The sequence below is a fragment of the Rhizobium indicum genome (assembly GCF_005862305.2).
GTDB lineage: Bacteria > Pseudomonadota > Alphaproteobacteria > Rhizobiales > Rhizobiaceae > Rhizobium > Rhizobium indicum.
Genome location: NZ_CP054022.1, coordinates 600,714 through 617,153, shown reverse-complemented (window position 1 = coordinate 617,153; position 16,440 = coordinate 600,714). Strand labels below are relative to the sequence as shown.

The following is a 16,440-nucleotide window of genomic DNA, read 5'->3' as shown; positions in this document are numbered from 1 at the left end:
ACATACCTTACATTCGGGGTGTTTTAAGAGAGTGCAGCTCGGCTTGATCGCCTTTGAGGTCCAATATCCATTGGCGTCCCCGGGCGACCGAGTGTCTCGAAAGGCAGTTTTGGGCGATCTGCGACACCGCAAGGTCGGCGACCAATGGGTTGTCGACGGTGGCCGGCAGGGTGCGAAAGCTGCCGTCGGTTGCAACCTGGGTGGCGCAATGGCAGACGGAACAAGCGTCCTCATGCACCAAGACAAAAGGACCTGCCATGCAATAGTTTGCCGAGCGGCCGACATGCAGATGCGGCGGGAGGCCGGCTTTCAATGCTCGGCAGGCCGACAGGAGATCTTGGGCTCGACGAGAATCGTCGCCGGCGAAAATTAAGAACGGGTTATTAGCGTAGTCTGCGATTAACCTTAGCGCCGAGGCGCCTTCCGCAAATTCCGGCAGCGCGAAGACATAGGCCGAGAAACCCGCGGCCAGATGGGTCGCCAGCCTGTCCGTCTTCAGCCAGCCGAGATCAGCCTCGCTTGCCCATGGGAGACGGTTCAAGTTGTTCTCATCGATACGATCCGCATCCACGAGAAGGAAATGGCGCGCGCCGAGGGCCGCAAGCTGGATGGCGATCTGTGAGCCCAAGTCGCAGCATCCGATGATGACGAAGTCGATATCGCCAAACCGTGCGATGTCGCGTTGCCGATGAAGAGGCGTCAGGATTGCGTCGTGGTGATCGATTGCGGCGGAGTCATATTCGTCCTCCGCCGGCTCGGAAGCCTTCAACGAGACGACGAATGCAGACCGGGTAACATGGGGGCTCTGTTCCTCGACAGAATCGGCACTATTGCCGGTGAACAGAGCCCCCCGGCCGCCCCGCCCGAGGCTGTGGGTGACGAGGTTTGGGAAGTCGACGGACGCGGTGGCGGCCGCCGATAATCGTTTGGAACGATCATTGACCATCACATCGCCTCCATCTCGCTGGGCGCAAATCCGCGGATCGTCGCGGCGTAGTGACCGTAATCCTCGCCCATCGCATGGTCGGGGGTCTTCACAATCACGTGGAATTTGCCGTCGTACCAGAGGCTGACATTGTCGCCGCTGTCATCGATCTCTCGCCGGCCCATCCGAGGATCGATCGGCTCCTTGCCGCGCAGCAGCATCTGTCCGATATCCCAGGCTTGGCGATCGAGAACTCGCTGGCGCTCGGCAAGATGCGCCTGCCGGTGCGCAATGGGTTCTTCGGCAAGCAACTGGCTGACGAGGAACAAGATCCGACTGCTCCAGGAAGGAATGGCGGCGATGTCTGGGAGGTCGAGGAGGACATCGCCGCCGAGCCGTTCGATACCTTTCCGAGCGATGTCGATAAGCGGGACTTGCCGCGCGGCATAGGCGATTATGAATGCCGCTTTCCGGGCGCGGCGCTCAGGATCCGCCTCGGTGGATAGGCATGCCATGCGCAAGGCGCACTCCCAGGGAATGGTGTAGGCCGTATGCAGGATGCTCTCGAGCGTCTGTAAGTCCTTCTTGTATGGGGAAACATATTGGAACTCGCCGGGCAGGGATGCCGCCGCCGAGGTCGTATAGAACCCGAGCAGGATATTGCCCGCCTCATGAAGCAGTTGGGCCGCTGTCGCGGCATGATCGCCGGCGCGCAATCTCTCTCTGGAAAGGACGATGAGCGCGCTGCCCGGCAATTCGTTCGAACTCGAAAAGGAGCACTGCGGTTCGCGCCGCACGCCAACGTAAAGCGTGTGCAGGCCGGCGATCAGACGATGATGGCCGTACTCGTCCAAGTCCGCGATCAATGCGAAGGCCTTCTCCAGATGGTCGGCGATTCGATCCAATTCCGCATCGTCGGTGATCGGATAGCCGGGCCGGGGATAGTCCGGCATGCATTGGCGGAGGAGGGCTTGCATGATACGGCTTCGGGCCGGACTTTCGATGTGCACGAGACCGATGCCGCAAGAGAGCCGGCACGCTGTCTGACGTTCGAGTTCAAGATCCGATGCGATCAGATCCGGCTGCAGATAGCGGCCGACGACCTGCACATCGGGGCGGGCTGCCTGCCATTCCAGACTGCGCGCGAGCGCACCCATCCAGGCTGCAAGTACGGATGAACGGTAAGGGTCGGCGCCGACCGGTCCGGCAACCGCTGGCGGAAGGTCCGGCAGGCGAGTGTATCCGCCATCTGCAAGGTCGGGGAAATAACCTGACAGTGCCTCTACCCCAGCCGAACAACCGGCGAGCTTCGAAGCCGCCGCAAGCGTGCGGCCATATTGGAAGCGTCGCTTCAAAAGGTTGCGTGTTGCCACGCGCTGCAGGGAGACGGAACTTGCCATCAGGGGATTGCGCTTAAGCAGGAGGCGCGCCTCATCTGCCAACTGTTGTATGCGTGACGCGGACATCGGCAGCCTCCGTGAGTTTGTCTTCGGGCGGATCAAGGTTGCATCTCAGGCAAGAATGCCGGAGTTCGGGCCGGCTTCGTCGAGTATCGGAACGGTATGCGCCGTCCGTTGAGAGGCACTATTGCCCAAGGGCGTCATTCGCCCGCCAGTACCGCGTTAAAAATCCGTAAAAAGGGGCGTAAACAAAGAAAAAGCCCCCTCGATAGAGGAGGCTTGGAATCTCTCGAAAAGCATCCCCGGGCTTCAGATGGCCAGGGCTGCCTGTACCGCTGCCCGCGCATTTGGCAGGCCCGATCCAAAGAAATAGCCCATCTCGACGGCGTCCTCGCTTTCGGCGTTCATGCAATCCGCCGTCAATTTCCTCGTTCCGGGCGCGACAATGGCGTCCAGGCGGGATGTGGTCTTCAGAATCGATTTCACTTGAGGCCCCGAGAGGCGGTCACCGGGATTATGGCCGCTTTTGTAGGCCCGCTGTATCAGGGCACATAGCCCGCCCACCTGCGCCGCCGCGCCTGATGTGCCCCCGAAGGTGGTGTAGTATCCGCCCCCGATGCCGGGATTGGTTCCGAACGGCACGACGGCCGACCACGGATCGGAGCCATGATCATAGCCGAAAATCCCCGATAGGTCGGTCGTCAGCAGCGAGAAGTGCGAATAGCAGTATTCCCGCGTTCGAAAAGCGCTGTAGTCGTGCTGCGCGGCAAATGGAGAAAGCCGGTCGAGGCGCAACTGATGCCTGTTGAAGACTTCCCCGTCGTCGGAGGGGGAGACAACCGTCAATCCTTCGCCGTAATTGCTGTAGCCCGAACGGAAACCTTCGACGGTAACGGCTCCAACTGCAATGACGCCGTTGTTGTCGGCGGCAAGACTTGCCGGATAGATCAGCTGGCTCTCGCCACTGTTTCCTGCGGCGCAGACGATCGGGATGTGCCGGCTGATGGCGAGGATGAGTTGTTTGAGGACATGCCATGGGCGATCCGGATTGGAGCCTTTCTGCGCAGCCTTCGGCTCCAGTTCAGGCCCACCCTGATCAGCAAGGGCAATGCGCGTGAACAGATTGGCGGCATCCTGGTTTTTCCATAATTCCAGGTCGGCCTTCAGCTCGTTCTTCGGATCAACGATGCTGTGTTTCGGGTCAGGCAGACCGCGCGGCAAGACGATTACGTCTGCTTTCTGAAGATAGGCATAAAGGAAGGCCGCAATGAACTGCCTGACATCGTCTTCGAAGGATGTTCTGATCGAGATGAGCCTTGAGAAAGGGTCAACGCCGAAATAGGGGATGACATTGCGATTGCCGCTCGTACGCAGCTCGTCGCCATTCCCGTAGAAGGCTCCTTCCGGCGGAAGGCTTGGCGTGCCTTCTTCCGCAACAACGGCGGGTTCGCCGACGATCAGCCCTGCGCAGCAGGTACCATGCGACGCAAACAGCGATTCCGGATTGTAGAGCCGCCGGAGGACACCCTCCGACGCGGCGTATTCGGCAACCAGATCACCAAGATAGTCTCGGTCGTCGTTCGAAAGGCCCATATTGCCGAGCGGAGCGATGTCGAGCCCGGCAAAGAAGGGATGTCTTTCCTCACGGTCAAAGGACGTGGTCGTATCGAGAATTTCGAGCACGCGCGCGCCGTAGCGATGGGTCGTCAAATCGATTGACGCCTCCCGGTCAAGCCGGGTTGCCAGATTGGGATGATCCGGAGATACGCCGACATCGATCAGCGCGACCCGGGCGGGACGCAGCGGGCCGGCGGATACGATAGCATCCCAGACCGTGCCGGTGATGAGGGGATCGGGGAGCGCGCGTGCGGCGCTCGCATCGGGCGCTGGAGGCGCCGGCGGAGCCGATCCGTATTCCGCGTCGACTACGCCAAGAGCAGTCAGGTGCCAGAGATAGTAGTAGTTGATCGGCGCGGGCTCAGGCATTTTTGTTTGATCCGTCATGGTTTTAACCCTGTTGAGCAGCAGCTGGAGAATTCAGACCCATTCGTCGTGTACGGCCTGGAACAGAGGACCGAACGCGTCGTGGAGGTAGGGAGCGAAGCGTCGGGCGAGATCTCGCCCTGCCTGCGTGTCGCTCGGATAGTGCAGGCCGGCCCATTCGCGATTTTCGGCGACGTTCTGGGCGATGCGGGCAAGCTCGTCGGTGGCCGGATGTTCCGGCAGGATCGTCGAGAACGCAAAGGCGATCGAAAAGCACTGGAACGAATGGTTGCTGGGATAGGACTCGTGGACCGGCACGGCCAGCAACGGCCGCAGCATGGGCTCAAACTGGTTTGGCCGCAGCCGGTTGAACTGGCTCTTGTAGATCAGTCCGACATATTCGCAGGCCGTCAGGATCGCCTGGAAAAGCCCTTCCGTCTGCTCGAAACCGCCGAGATCCTCGATATGCAATGCGCGGGTGAATTCCCCCACGGAGATCGTCGACTCGACTTGGATGTCGGGCAGGCGCCGCACACGCTCGCGGTCGCGGCGCTGCATGGAGAGCAGCACAGTCGTTTCGAGGCGGGTATAATCCGGGCCGGGCGGCGGAAGTATATCCAGCATTTCCCAGGTGAAGCGCCGCGCCGCGGTATAGGCGTTGCGTGACGGCTGCTGGTGCAGCCTGCGCAGCTCGAAGGAGGGGATAAGCTGCGACACGCCGAGGCTGGCGCCGTCCATCGTCGACTTGTTCTTGTTCTTATTCTTATTTTTGTTCTTGTTTTTGTTCAGTGACGCCTTGTTGAGCACCGACTTATTCGCCACGCTCGTGAGGACCGAGGCTACGGCCATCGTCGCCATCATAGGCCCTGCCAGAGGCGATGCATCTTCACCCGTGCCGGGGAAAAGCGCAGGTTCGGAGGCTGCATCAGGTGCTGCCGGCGACGCACCGGCGAGAGGATCAGCAGCGGCATCGTCCCTGGGTTCGCATGGGAGGACCGTATCCGGCTCAATCCTGAATTTATAACTGTTTAGAAATAAAACTAATTTTGATTGCGATTCGTGGGCAGTGTCCGCTTCCATTGCAGCCTCCTTGCGCGATGATGTGAAGAATTGTCCGGGGCTCAGCGCAGCTTGGCGCCGGCCTTGAGCAGGCCGTCGATCAAGATCTGGCCGCCGCCTGTGTCGAGCAGCGGATAGCCGCTGCCGCGGAAGTCGTTGATGGAGAAGCCGCCCTCGACTGCCTCAAGACGCTGCAGGTAATGCCGCGCGCCGCCGAGATCGTTGGAATGGGCATGACTGGAGGCAAGATAGCGCAGCAGGCTGTTGAAGTTCGGCCGTGCCCGCAAGGCTTCTTCGCCTGCAGTTATGGCTGCGGCATGGTCGCCTGCAAGCGCTGCCGCAATGCATTTGGTCGTATCGAAGTAATATTTATGCGGGCTGTAGACGCCGAGTTCCTGTACCCAACGCGCCATCGCCACCGCCTTGTCGGGCTGGCCTGCATAGCAGTGCAGCATTGCGTAGAGGTCCCAACCGAGCGGCAGGGCCGGATTCAGGCGGATCGATTTCTCGAACAGGTTGGCCGCATAGTCGTATTCGCCGAACAGGAACGAATGGACGTGGCCGACGAGCGCAAGCGACACGGAATTCTGCGGATCGAGTTCCAGCGCCTTGCGTGCATAGGCCTGGGCTTCCTCGATCAGAGGCGCGTCCAGCGCGTTGAAACGTTGGCCGACCTGGAAAGTCCGAATGAATGACAGCCAGGCAAAAGTCGATGATCGCGGCTGATAATGGATCTGTTCTTCCAGGCGCCGTTCCGCGTTATCGAGGTCGTCGCGCGACAGCCGAAAGATCGCATTGACGGCGTCGATCAGGAGACCGTCTTGCGACAATCGGCTGTCGGTTGCCTGGATCTCCTGGAAATAGGCCAGCTGATCGACGGCCTGGCTGATCAGCGCAGCGGCGATGCCGAACTCGCCCCGCTCGAACTGCGTGCGGTTGATTGCCTGACTGCCCAGCCAATGAATACGGTTGTTGATCAGGTGCTTCATCGCCAGTTCGATCAGCACCATGTCACCATCAAACGTCAGGCGAAGCTGCAGGCATATGGGAAGGCTGATCTGCTGTTCGTTCTCTTCAGTATCCGGCAAGGTAAAGGAGAGGTCGGTGACGCCAAAGCCCAGCCCATCGATGATGGCTTTTGCAATGAGGTTCTGGAACCGTGTCGCAGCAATTTGTCCACCCTCTCCGGCACCCACCACGATGGGGGACAGAAGAGCCATCATCCATTGCCAGCCACCGCCGACCCGCCGCCCATATGGGTCGCTGCTGGCGATGTCCACGGGTTTGCCTGTTCTCGACGTATCCGGGGCGCCTGTTAAAGGCAGCAGGGCGGAATGTTTGGCGATATCGCGGCTCGGCTGCTGTCGCGGCTCGAATACATCGTGGACTTGTCCTTCATCGAGACGGCGATACCAGTTTTGCCTTTCCAGCGCCAACCAGTCCTCGAATTCGGGATCGCGGATGTCGATACCTTCGAGCAATTCGTCGGTAACTTGATCCGGAGACCGCTCCGTCCGAAGCACCAGGTCGGTATCGAGCACGAGTCGGTCCGTATCCAGCCAAACGGTATTCTTATCCGCGATCAAGAGATCGCGTGCCGGCCCCAGACTCTTATGAATGTCCAAAAGCGCCTGGCGTAGACTGGCTGCCGCCTGGTCATCGGAGCGATCGCTCCATAACTTGTCCCTAAGCCAGATTCTCGAGCGCGAGCCCCGGGTGGACAATGCAAGCATTGCCAGAAGAGCCTGTGCCTTTTTGGATTTCGGAGCAACCGACCGCCCCCCGGCGTCCACAAGGGCAAAAGGCCCGAGCAGGAACATCCGAAACGGATCGTGCCCCTTGTTCATGCGATCCACCGGCCCCGCCCCCGCTGCCTCCGATACGCTCGTTTGGCGGCCGGAAAACCTGGCATCCAGGGGCCAGTCTGCCACAACTTCGGCTCCTGACAAGCAACCGGGAAGGGAAACCGGGATTGCGAAATGTAAATCTATGCTATGACGATGATCGAACTGAAGCATAACCGGTTGAAATCCCTCTGCGTAACTTCGCAAAGCGGCCGTAGCATCCTGCCGTCAAAGCAGCGTCAAAGAAATGTTGTTTAGGCACCGTAATTTTGCAGCCATCCGCCAAAGGCTGCGGAGTACTTAAAACGACGTGTCGGAGTTGCTCCAGCAGGAGCATCGACCGTCGCTCCGAGCATCCAGCGCCGGGATGATGTCCCGGCGCTCTTTTGTTTCCTGTAGTCAGGCGAGCCCGCCGATGTGGAAGCTCTTCATTTCGAGATATTCCTCGATGCCGCATTGCGCGCCCTCCCGGCCAAGACCGGATTGTTTGACGCCGCCGAAGGGAGCCACCTCGGTCGAGATCGCCCCTGTGTTCAGGCCGACCATCCCGAATTCGAGCGCTTCGGCGACACGCCAGGAGCGTTTCAGGCTCTCGGTGTAGAAATAGGCCGCAAGCCCGAAGGGCGTGGCGTTGGCGATGCGGATCGCCTCTTCCTCGTGGTCGAAACGGAAAAGCGGGGCAACAGGCCCGAAGGTCTCTTCGCTGGCAAGCTGCATCTCGGTCGTCGCACCGCCAAGCACCATCGGCACCGCATATTGATCGCCTTCAGGCACGGAACCCGCAGTGGCGAGGATCCTCGCTCCCTTTTCCACAGCATCGTCGACATGACGCTTGATCTTCTCGATCGCTGCCTTGTTGATCATCGGCCCGATATCGGTGCCGGCATCCGTGCCGGCCCCGACCTTCATGGCCGATACGCGCGCGGAAAGTTTGGCGGCAAAGGCCTCATAGACGCCGGACTGGACGAGAAGCCGGTTGGCGCAGACGCAAGTCTGCCCGCCATTGCGGAATTTCGAGGCGATCGCGCCTTCCACGGCCAGATCGAGATCGGCATCGTCGAAGACGATCAAGGGCGCGTTGCCGCCGAGTTCGAGGCTGAGCCGCTTGATGCTGTCGGCCGCACCGCGCATCAGCAGCGAGCCGACGCGGGTCGAGCCGGTGAAAGAGATCTTGCGGACGGTTTGGTTCGCCATCAGTTCGTCGCCGATGCCGGCCGGCATGCCGGTGACGATATTGATCACGCCCTTGGGGATGCCGGCGCGCTCCGCCAATACGCCGAGCGCCAGCGCCGAATAAGGGGTGAGGTCCGATGGCTTGACGACGACGGTGCAGCCTGCGGCGAGCGCCGGTCCGACCTTGCGGGTGATCATCGCATTCGGAAAATTCCACGGCGTGATGATCGCCGACACGCCGACGGGCTCCTTCAGAACGACGATCCGCCGATCTGCCGTCGGCGAGGGAATGGTCGTCCCGCCGATGCGGCGCGCCTCCTCGGAAAACCATTTGATGAACGAGGCGCCATAGCGGATTTCGCCGCGCGCTTCCGTCAGTGGCTTGCCCTGCTCTCGGGTGAGGATCAGCGCCAGATCCTCGATATTGTCGAGCATCAGATCATGCCAGGCTTCCAGCAATGCGCCGCGCTCGGCATTGGTCTTTGCGCGCCACGGACCAAAGGCCTTTTCCGCCGCGGCGATCGCCGTCCTCGTATCGGCTCCGTCCATGTCGGGCACCGTGCCCAGCACATGCTGCGTCGCCGGGTCGATCACCTCGATCGTGCGCCCAGCTTCAGCCCCGCGCCATTCTCCGTCGATCAGCCCCTGCTGGCGAAGCAGACTGCTATCTCTTAATCCGTTCATTCTGTTCTCCATTGATCAGCCGAGTGCCGAAAGCACCGATGCCGTGATCGCGTCGGTCTTGTCCTTGCCGGGAATTGCGCCGATGCCGCGCGCCGTTGTCGCTTCGATTGATGCCATCACCCTTGCGGCAGCAGCCTTTTCTCCCAAATGCTCCAGCATCATCGCGCCCGACCAGATGGCGGCGATCGGATTGGCGATGCCGAGATCAGCGATATCGGGCGCCGAGCCGTGGACCGGTTCGAACATCGATGGCGCTGAGCGATCGGGATTGATGTTGGCGGAGGCGGCAAAACCGAGCCCGCCCTGGATGGCGGCGCCGAGGTCGGTCAGGATATCGCCGAACAGGTTGGAGGCGACCACGACGTTGAGACTATCAGGCGCCATGACCATGCGGGCGGCCATGGCGTCGATATGGTAGCTGGTCACCTCGACATCGGGATATTCCGCTGAAAGCCTCTGGGTGATCTCGTCCCAGAAGACCATCGAATATTTCTGGGCATTGGACTTCGTCACCGAGGCAAGCTTGCCGCTGCGCGCACGCGCTTGCTCAAAGCCGAAGCGCAGAATGCGCTCAACCCCCTTGCGGGTGAAAATCGAGGTCTCGACCGCCACCTCATTATCGGTGCCCTGGTGGACGCGGCCACCGGCGCCGGAATATTCGCCCTCGGTATTTTCACGAATGCAGAGGATGTCGAAGCCATCGGACCGCAACGGCCCCTGCACACCCGGCAGCAGCCGGTGCGGGCGGATATTGGCATATTGCACGAAGGCCTTGCGGATCGGCAGCAGCAGCCCATGCAGCGACACGGAATCCGGCACTTTGCGAGGCCAGCCGACGGCGCCGAGCAGGATTGCATCGAAGGATCTGAGCGTTTCGATGCCATCGGCGGGCATCATGCTGCCGTTCTCCAGATAGTAGTCGCAGGACCAGGGATAGCTGGTTGCGTCAAGAGAAAATCCGTTCAGGCGAGCTGCCTTTTCGAGCACGGCCCAGGCTGCTGCCGTCACGTCACGGCCGATGCCGTCTCCGGGCAGAAGGGCGATCTTGTAGGTTTTCATCGCAGATCCTCACAGGCTGATGAGCACACTCTTGCTCTTGCGGTTGGCGAGATAGGCGTCGCGGCCGAGATCCTTGCCGATGCCGGACTGCTTGTAGCCGCCGGTCGGCAGGATATGGTCGCGCGAGCGACCATAGCGGTTGACCCAGACGGTGCCGGCCTGCAGGCGGCGCGTCACGCGGATGGCACGCGAGAGATCGCGGGTGAAGAGGCCTGCGGCGAGCCCATAGGCCGGATGGTCGGCGAGGCTCAGCGCCTCCTCCTCGTCCTCGAAGGTCTGAATGGTCAGGACCGGTCCAAAAATTTCCTCAAGAACTGCCGGCGATGTTGCCGTCACGCCCGAAATCAGGGTCGGTGCGTAGAAATAACCTTCGCGGTCGAGGCGGCGGCCACCGGTGAGGCACTCGGCGCCGTCGTCGATCGCGGCACGGATGATGCCGTCCATGCGGGCGATCTGTCGTTCGGAGATGACGGGCGAATAATCGGTCGCCTCGTCCCAGGTGGGGCCGGGGCGGATAGCCGCCAGCCTCTCGACAAGGGCTGCCGCGAGCGCGTCCGCCACCTTCGCCTCGACGATAAGGCGGGATCCGCAAACGCAGGCCTGACCGGCGTTGGAGAGAATGCTGCCGGCGATTGCGCCTGCCGCAAGATCGAGATCGGCATCGGCGAAGACCAGCTGCGGGCTCTTGCCGCCGAGTTCCAGCGTCATCGGCTTGACGCCGGTGCGGGCGATGTTGGTCATGATCGCCGCGCCGGCTGCGGTCGAGCCGGTGAAACTGACCTTGGAGATGCCCGGATGTCCGGTGATCGCGTTTCCTGTGGTCGGGCCGTCGCCGAGCACGATGTTGACGAGACCGGCCGGCAGGCCGGCTCGCACCGAAAGTTCGGCGAGATAGAGTGTGGAAAACGGCGTCATTTCCGATGGCTTCAGCACCACCGCATTGCCCGCCGCCAGCGCCGGGCCGAGCTTCCAGCCGGCCATGGACAAGGGAAAATTCCAGGGCGTGATGGCGCCGACGACGCCATAAGGTTCCGTCATGATCATGCCGAAATTCGCGTCGTCAGTCGGGACGAGGTCGCCGCCTTCCTTGTCGGCGAATTCGGCAAAGAAGCGGATTTGCTCAGCGGTGACGGCGATATCGCCGGCGACGAGATGACCGACGGGTCGTGTCGAGGAAAGTGCTTCCAGCCTGGCGAGGGTCTCCGCCTCGGCTTCGATCAGGTCCGCCCAGCGCTGCAGCACCACGGTGCGCTCGCGCGGCCGTACACCACCCCAATTGCTCGTCTTCAACGCTTCTCTGGCGGTTTCGACGGCCTGGTCGACAAGGGCCTCGTCGGCCAGCGGGCAGCCGGCATAGGCCTTGCCGTCGGATGGGCGGTGCATGTCGATGACGGCTTCGGCCGGAACCAGCCGGCCGCCGATGAAATGTCCGACGGGCAGGGAAATCGTATTCGGATCGAAGCTGAGTGTCATCGCATGTCCTCGGGATGGGCTGAGACAAGCCTAACCGGGGAAGGCGAGCAGCATGCGTCGACCGGCGATGCGGCAGCGGCGAAAAATTGCGTTTTCGCCGCTGCCGCAGTCAAATCTACGGCGTCGGCATCACGACACGGTGACGTAGATCTTGCGCACCGTCTCGATCGTCTTCCAGACGCCAACGAAGCCCGGCTTCATGACGAAGCTGTCGCCGGCCTTGTAGACCACCGGTTCGCCGCCTTCCGGCGTGAGTTCGATCAGGCCGGACAGGATATGGCAGAACTCGAACGCCTCGCCCTTGATCGAGCGCGTCTCGCCGGGTGTCGCTTCCCAGACGCCGCTATGAACCGTCTCGCCGCGGGCGACATCCTGCGCCCAGGTCTTGAAGGCCGGATTGCCCGAGATCAGCCGTTCTGGGAGTGGCCCGGACTCCCGCGGCGCGAAGGTCGGGTTGGTGTCGATCGTCTTGAGGAGGGACATGATTTTGCTTTCCTAGGTTGAGAACTCAGTAGCCACGGTTGCGATCGACCAGACCGATCGGATCGACGCCCGCCTGGTGCCGCTTGATGTTGCCGATCACGGCAGCCGCGGCTGTTTCAGGCTGGGTGACGCTCGCAATGTGCGGCGTCAGCAGGATCTTCGGATGGTTCCAGAAGGCGTGATCCGCGGGAAGCGGCTCCGGATCGGTAACGTCGACGACGGCGCCGGAGAGATGCTCGGTGTCGAGCGCGTCGACGAGCGCCTGATGATCGAGCTGAGGACCGCGACCGACATGGACGAGTGCGGCAGCGGCCGGCAGTCTGGCGAAAAGCTCGGCATTCAGGAGGCCCCGCGTCTCGTCCGTCAGCGGCAGCAGGCAGACGAGAATGTCGGTGGTTGCAAGCAGAATGTCGAGGCCGTCCCGGCCGCTCAGGCATCGGACGCCGTCGATCTCGCGCGGGTTGCGGCTCCAGCCCGAAAGCGGAAAGCCGAAGGGCTGTAAACGTTCGAGCACGGCGCTGCCAAGCATGCCGAGCCCGAGCACGCCGATGCGGCGTTCCGAGGCCTGCCTAGAAGCGATCGTCTGCCAGGTCCGGCGCCGCTGCTGGTCGAGATAGGCCGGCAGGTCGCGATGCAGCGCAAGGACTGCCAGCGTCACATATTCCTGCATCATCCTGACAATGCCGTCCTCGACCATGCGCACCACCTTCACCGAAGCAGGCACCGCATCGATATGGAACTGGTCGATGCCGGCGCCGATCGAAAACAGGATTTCGAGATTGCGATAGCGTGCGAGATCATCCGGTACGGTCCAGGTGATCAGGTAGCGCACGGCGTCCGGTTCGACCGATTTGGGATCCATGGAGAAAGCAATGTCGGGCATTTCGCGCGCGAAGGCTTCGGCGAAGATGGCGCCGCGCTTCGCATCGGAATTGAAGAGAAAGGTCATGGCGTCGGCTCCTTGATCCGATGTTATCAGGTGCAGCGGCGGCCAAGCGCCTCGACCATCGCCTGGCAGGCGAGCAGTTCGCTGGCGAGGATGAATTCGTCCGGCTTGTGGGCGCGGCCGATGTCGCCGGGGCCGCAGATGATCGCATCGATGCCTGCGCGCTGGAAAAGCCCGGCCTCCGTGCCGTAGCTGACGGCAGCGAGCGGCTCGATGCCGGTCAGTTCGCCGAGCAGAGTTGCAAGCGGCGCATCGGCGGCAAGTGAAAGCGCCGGATAGGCGCTGAGTTCGCGCCATTCAACCTGAAAGCCGAACTGCGACAGCGCCTCGGCCGATGTTCGAAGGGGCGCTAGCAACGCGGCGGGATCGACGCCGGAAATAGCCCGCGCCTCGAACTCGGCCTCGCAGCTGTCGGGAATGATGTTGACCGCCTGGCCGCCTTTCAGCGTGCCGACCTGAAGCGAGGAGTAGGGCGGTTCGAAGACAGGCTCATACGGGCCGCGCGTGAGCCGTTCGGCTTCGGCGCGAGCGCAAGCCAGGACGTCGGTAATGGCATGGATTGCGTTCAGTCCCTGGTCCGGGCGCGAGGAATGGCCGGACCGGCCCCTGACCGTCAGCCGGGCGGCGGCCTTGCCCTTGTGGGCGCGGATCGCCCGCATGCCGCTCGGCTCGCCGATGATCGCGCCAAGCGGAGTTGCACAGAGCTCCGGCAGGCGGGCGATCATGTGCGGCACGCCGCGGCAGCCGGCCTCCTCGTCATAGGAAAAGGCAAGGTGGACGGGGCGGCGAAGCGGTGTTTCCGCCAGCGCGGGGACGGCCGCGAGAACCGCGGCCAGGAAGCCCTTCATATCCGTGGCGCCGCGACCGTAGAGGCGGTCCGCCTCGGCGCGCAGGCGAAACGGGTCGCTGGTCCAACCGCCTTCGGCGGCGGGGACCACGTCCATATGGCCTGAGAGGATATAGCCCGGCTCCCCCTTTGAGCCGATTGTGGCGAAGAGGTTCGAGCGATCGCCCTCCGGGCCGGGAAGCTCCGTGACGACGGCGCCGTGGCTTCGCAGGTAGTGCCGGATCCACGCCACGATCTCGCCGTTCGGCGTGCCGACGACGGAGGGGAAACCGACGAGCCTTTCGAGAATTTCAATGGCCTGCATCGGTGACCTCACAAGCATGCCCTGCTTGCCGAGACGGCGGCCATGCCGCCGACGGAAACGACAATTCGGCCCAGCGAGATGTTAGAGGTGTTTGCAACTGGGCTGAGGGAGGTGACATTTCCGGGCTCTCACAGTGAATGACGACTCCGGCCGCTGGATTTGTCGATGAGTCTAGAGGGAGGCGCAGGCGTTACTTGCCGAAAGCGCATCGGGATTTGGTCGATTGTTGTGTTTGCGCAGGCTTCACCAGTGAATTGTGTCGAACGATCTGTTCTAGTCTGGGCGGAGAAGTTTCCGGGCGCAGACTTGGCCAGAAAAATGCGGCAGGAGGGCGGGAGTGAGTGAACTGATATCCGAATCCAGGTTCGTCGATAGTTTCGAGACGCATATCGCCGGGATCGACAGCGTTGCCCTTGACCAGTTGCACGCACTTTCGATGACCGTCGCCTGGCCGCATCGCGGTGAGGACTGGCAGTTCCTGCGGGAGTTCGGACAGGGCATCGTGGCGATCGATGAAATCGGCCGTATCCTGGGCTCTGCCATGTGGTTTCCCTATGACGCGCAATTTGCCACGGTCGGTATGGTCATCACCTCGCCGCGTCTTCAAACCAATGGCGCCGGTCAATGGTTGATGGGCCATGCGCTGAATCAGGTCGCTGGGCGCAACCTCGGGCTGAATGCGACGCGCGCAGCGCGCCGTCTTTATCGGTCCCTGAATTTTGTTCGGGAGGCGCTCGTCTTTCAATGCCATGGCGAAGCGATATTGCCGCCGGATGTGGCGCCGCCGTCCGGCGCCGTGATACGGGCCGTCGAGGCTGGCGATCTGGAAGCGATCGCCGAATTGGATTGCGTGGCCTTCGGCACGGATCGCAAACTGCTCCTGGCCCGGCTCCTGGCAAATTCCAAGGGCATCGTGTTGAGCCGCGCCGGCCGGATCGAGGCATTCTCGCTTTGCCGGCGGTTCGGGCGTGGCCATGTCATCGGTCCGGTTGTGGCGCGCAGTGACGCAGACGCGATCGCCGTCGTCCGCCCGCATGCGGTCGAGCATGCAGGGGCGTTCCTGCGCCTCGACACACGCGAGCAGGGCGGGACCTTTTCCGATTTCCTCTCCCGCTGCGGTCTTCCTGTCTACGATATCGTGACGACCATGTCGCTCGGTGGCCCTTGGCTTCCGGTTGCCGGACGCGCGATGGCGCCCGAGCCGAAGACCTATGCGCTCGTCAGCCAAGCACTCGGTTGACACAAGCCTACTGACGATCGTTGTCGGGTTTTAGGCGCCGGGACAGATGGGTATGCAGGTCAGAGCCTGCTGACGTTCGAATTCGGGCCGGAACGAGCGGTATTGCCAGAAACCCTCCGGGCTTTCCTTGCGGTATACGGTCTCGAGCCAGAACACTGTGTCATCGGTCGGCAAGACAGGATGCCACGCGTACCATTCCGACCAGATTTTTCCTGCCGGGTCGCTGTCCATGATCGCCACTCGCCTCCTCATCATCGGCGCAACTCGAACATCCGTGCGGCACGGGAGCCGTTGCGGTCCCGGCGTGCCTCGGTAAATGTTCTATTGTGGAGAATAACAGCGAGAGAATATTCTTCAATGGAGATCATTTTCCCGTATTGCGCGAAGTCTTTCTTGTCCGCGGTCGGTGGATGTTTCAGGTTGTAAGATGTGGCTCTGTTGACGATTGATGTGGCCGGTAGATGCAACGCCTCGATTGGGCTTCGACACCTGCAATGAGCTGCGGTGTTCAATCGCCACTGATCTGTTTGCGTGATGGTTGGATGCTCAGCCGATCGAACGCAGCCCGAGATAGGCTGCCAGACTGACGGCGGAGAGGGCGATCGTCAGCCTGGGTCTTGCATCATCGAACATGGCTGCCAGCAAAAGGCCGAGCATCAGGATGACGGATTTTGCCCAGAGATCTTGATCGGAGACGGTGAAAGCGATTGCCGCCAGAAAGACGGCGCTTGCGACGATTGTCACAGGGGCAGACTTCTCGGCGAGATCGCCGCCTGGGAAATACGGCATTAGAAAACGGCGCATGCTCAAGCCTGAAGCGACGCTCAGAAGAAGACAGGTCAAGACAAGTTGCAACATAGGGTCGTCGCCGATCGATCCGCAGATAGCCCTACGCATGCAAACCTCATGCCAGCCTCAAACCCCTCAAAACGTCGCCCGATAGAGGCAATGTCGCGGCTTGCATGGCTATTTCCTCGGCGTCGCGACCCTTTTTTCGGCAATCGCTCGTCAGCTTGGGCT

14 protein-coding genes are annotated in these 16,440 nt (G+C 61.7%); 1 reads left to right on the top strand and 13 read right to left on the bottom strand.

What is annotated here, in order from left to right:
- Positions 1-7: 7 nt before the first annotated feature.
- The 11 genes from FFM53_RS27240 to argE form a co-directional block, all read right to left on the bottom strand.
- Positions 8-949, bottom strand: coding sequence for a ThiF family adenylyltransferase (locus tag FFM53_RS27240; RefSeq protein WP_138388685.1), 942 nt, complete (start codon positions 947-949; stop codon positions 8-10).
- Positions 946-2,427 carry an aKG-HExxH-type peptide beta-hydroxylase gene (locus FFM53_RS27235; protein WP_343075048.1) on the bottom strand — a complete coding sequence of 494 codons (1,482 nt, stop codon included), beginning with the start codon at positions 2,425-2,427 and terminating at the stop codon, positions 946-948. The genes FFM53_RS27240 and FFM53_RS27235 overlap by 4 nt, the downstream gene beginning before the upstream one ends.
- A 207-nt stretch (positions 2,428-2,634) precedes the next feature.
- Complete coding sequence (locus FFM53_RS27230) at positions 2,635-4,329, bottom strand: S8 family serine peptidase (RefSeq protein ID WP_138388687.1); 1,695 nt, start codon at positions 4,327-4,329, stop codon at positions 2,635-2,637.
- Positions 4,330-4,362: 33 nt separating this feature from the next.
- Positions 4,363-5,388, bottom strand: coding sequence for a phosphatase PAP2 family protein (locus tag FFM53_RS27225; protein WP_138388688.1), 1,026 nt, complete (start codon positions 5,386-5,388; stop codon positions 4,363-4,365).
- 41 nt (positions 5,389-5,429) lie between these two features.
- Entirely contained in the window at positions 5,430-7,385 is a 1,956-nt protein-coding gene (locus FFM53_RS27220; RefSeq protein ID WP_138388689.1) for an SARP family transcriptional regulator, read from the bottom strand.
- Between the two features lie 225 nt (positions 7,386-7,610).
- On the bottom strand, positions 7,611-9,068 hold the full coding sequence (locus tag FFM53_RS27215) for an NAD-dependent succinate-semialdehyde dehydrogenase (protein WP_138388690.1): 1,458 nt from the start codon (positions 9,066-9,068) through the stop codon (positions 7,611-7,613).
- A gap of 15 nt (positions 9,069-9,083) precedes the next feature.
- Positions 9,084-10,127 carry a tartrate dehydrogenase gene (locus tag FFM53_RS27210; RefSeq protein WP_138388691.1) on the bottom strand — a complete coding sequence of 348 codons (1,044 nt, stop codon included), beginning with the start codon at positions 10,125-10,127 and terminating at the stop codon, positions 9,084-9,086.
- Between the two features lie 9 nt (positions 10,128-10,136).
- On the bottom strand, positions 10,137-11,600 hold the full coding sequence (locus tag FFM53_RS27205; protein WP_138388692.1) for an aldehyde dehydrogenase family protein: 1,464 nt from the start codon (positions 11,598-11,600) through the stop codon (positions 10,137-10,139).
- A 129-nt stretch (positions 11,601-11,729) separates the two neighbouring features.
- A complete protein-coding gene (locus FFM53_RS27200; RefSeq protein ID WP_138388693.1) occupies positions 11,730-12,083 on the bottom strand; it encodes a cupin domain-containing protein in 354 nt (117 codons plus the stop codon).
- A 25-nt stretch (positions 12,084-12,108) separates the two neighbouring features.
- Positions 12,109-13,032 (bottom strand): 2-hydroxyacid dehydrogenase, encoded by a 924-nt coding sequence (locus FFM53_RS27195; protein ID WP_138388694.1) that lies wholly within the window; start codon positions 13,030-13,032, stop codon positions 12,109-12,111.
- Positions 13,033-13,058: 26 nt separating this feature from the next.
- A complete protein-coding gene (gene argE, locus FFM53_RS27190; protein WP_138388695.1) occupies positions 13,059-14,180 on the bottom strand; it encodes an acetylornithine deacetylase in 1,122 nt (373 codons plus the stop codon).
- Between the two features lie 337 nt (positions 14,181-14,517).
- On the opposite strand from argE, the gene FFM53_RS27185 reads away from it, so the two are divergent.
- Complete coding sequence (locus FFM53_RS27185; protein WP_138388696.1) at positions 14,518-15,420, top strand: GNAT family N-acetyltransferase; 903 nt, start codon at positions 14,518-14,520, stop codon at positions 15,418-15,420.
- Positions 15,421-15,450: 30 nt separating this feature from the next.
- On the opposite strand, the gene FFM53_RS27180 is transcribed toward FFM53_RS27185, so the two are convergent.
- Positions 15,451-15,675, bottom strand: a complete 225-nt coding sequence (locus tag FFM53_RS27180; RefSeq protein WP_138332566.1) for a hypothetical protein — start codon at positions 15,673-15,675, stop codon at positions 15,451-15,453.
- A gap of 291 nt (positions 15,676-15,966) precedes the next feature.
- Positions 15,967-16,278, bottom strand: a complete 312-nt coding sequence (locus FFM53_RS27175; protein ID WP_138388697.1) for a hypothetical protein — start codon at positions 16,276-16,278, stop codon at positions 15,967-15,969.
- Positions 16,279-16,440: the final 162 nt, after the last annotated feature.

What these genes read in the sequence shown, in the direction of transcription:
- FFM53_RS27225 (WP_138388688.1), bottom strand. Translation starts at nt 5,388, where the DNA reads ATGGAAGCGGACACTGCCCACGAATCGCAATCAAAATTAGTTTTATTT.
- FFM53_RS27215 (WP_138388690.1), bottom strand. Translation starts at nt 9,068, where the DNA reads ATGAACGGATTAAGAGATAGCAGTCTGCTTCGCCAGCAGGGGCTGATC.
- FFM53_RS27195 (WP_138388694.1), bottom strand. Translation starts at nt 13,032, where the DNA reads ATGACCTTTCTCTTCAATTCCGATGCGAAGCGCGGCGCCATCTTCGCC.
- FFM53_RS27200 (WP_138388693.1), bottom strand. Translation starts at nt 12,083, where the DNA reads ATGTCCCTCCTCAAGACGATCGACACCAACCCGACCTTCGCGCCGCGG.
- FFM53_RS27180 (WP_138332566.1), bottom strand. Translation starts at nt 15,675, where the DNA reads ATGATGAGGAGGCGAGTGGCGATCATGGACAGCGACCCGGCAGGAAAA.
- argE (WP_138388695.1), bottom strand. Translation starts at nt 14,180, where the DNA reads ATGCAGGCCATTGAAATTCTCGAAAGGCTCGTCGGTTTCCCCTCCGTC.
- FFM53_RS27175 (WP_138388697.1), bottom strand. Translation starts at nt 16,278, where the DNA reads ATGTTGCAACTTGTCTTGACCTGTCTTCTTCTGAGCGTCGCTTCAGGC.
- FFM53_RS27230 (WP_138388687.1), bottom strand. Translation starts at nt 4,329, where the DNA reads ATGACGGATCAAACAAAAATGCCTGAGCCCGCGCCGATCAACTACTAC.
- FFM53_RS27220 (WP_138388689.1), bottom strand. Translation starts at nt 7,385, where the DNA reads ATGCTTCAGTTCGATCATCGTCATAGCATAGATTTACATTTCGCAATC.
- FFM53_RS27210 (WP_138388691.1), bottom strand. Translation starts at nt 10,127, where the DNA reads ATGAAAACCTACAAGATCGCCCTTCTGCCCGGAGACGGCATCGGCCGT.
- FFM53_RS27205 (WP_138388692.1), bottom strand. Translation starts at nt 11,600, where the DNA reads ATGACACTCAGCTTCGATCCGAATACGATTTCCCTGCCCGTCGGACAT.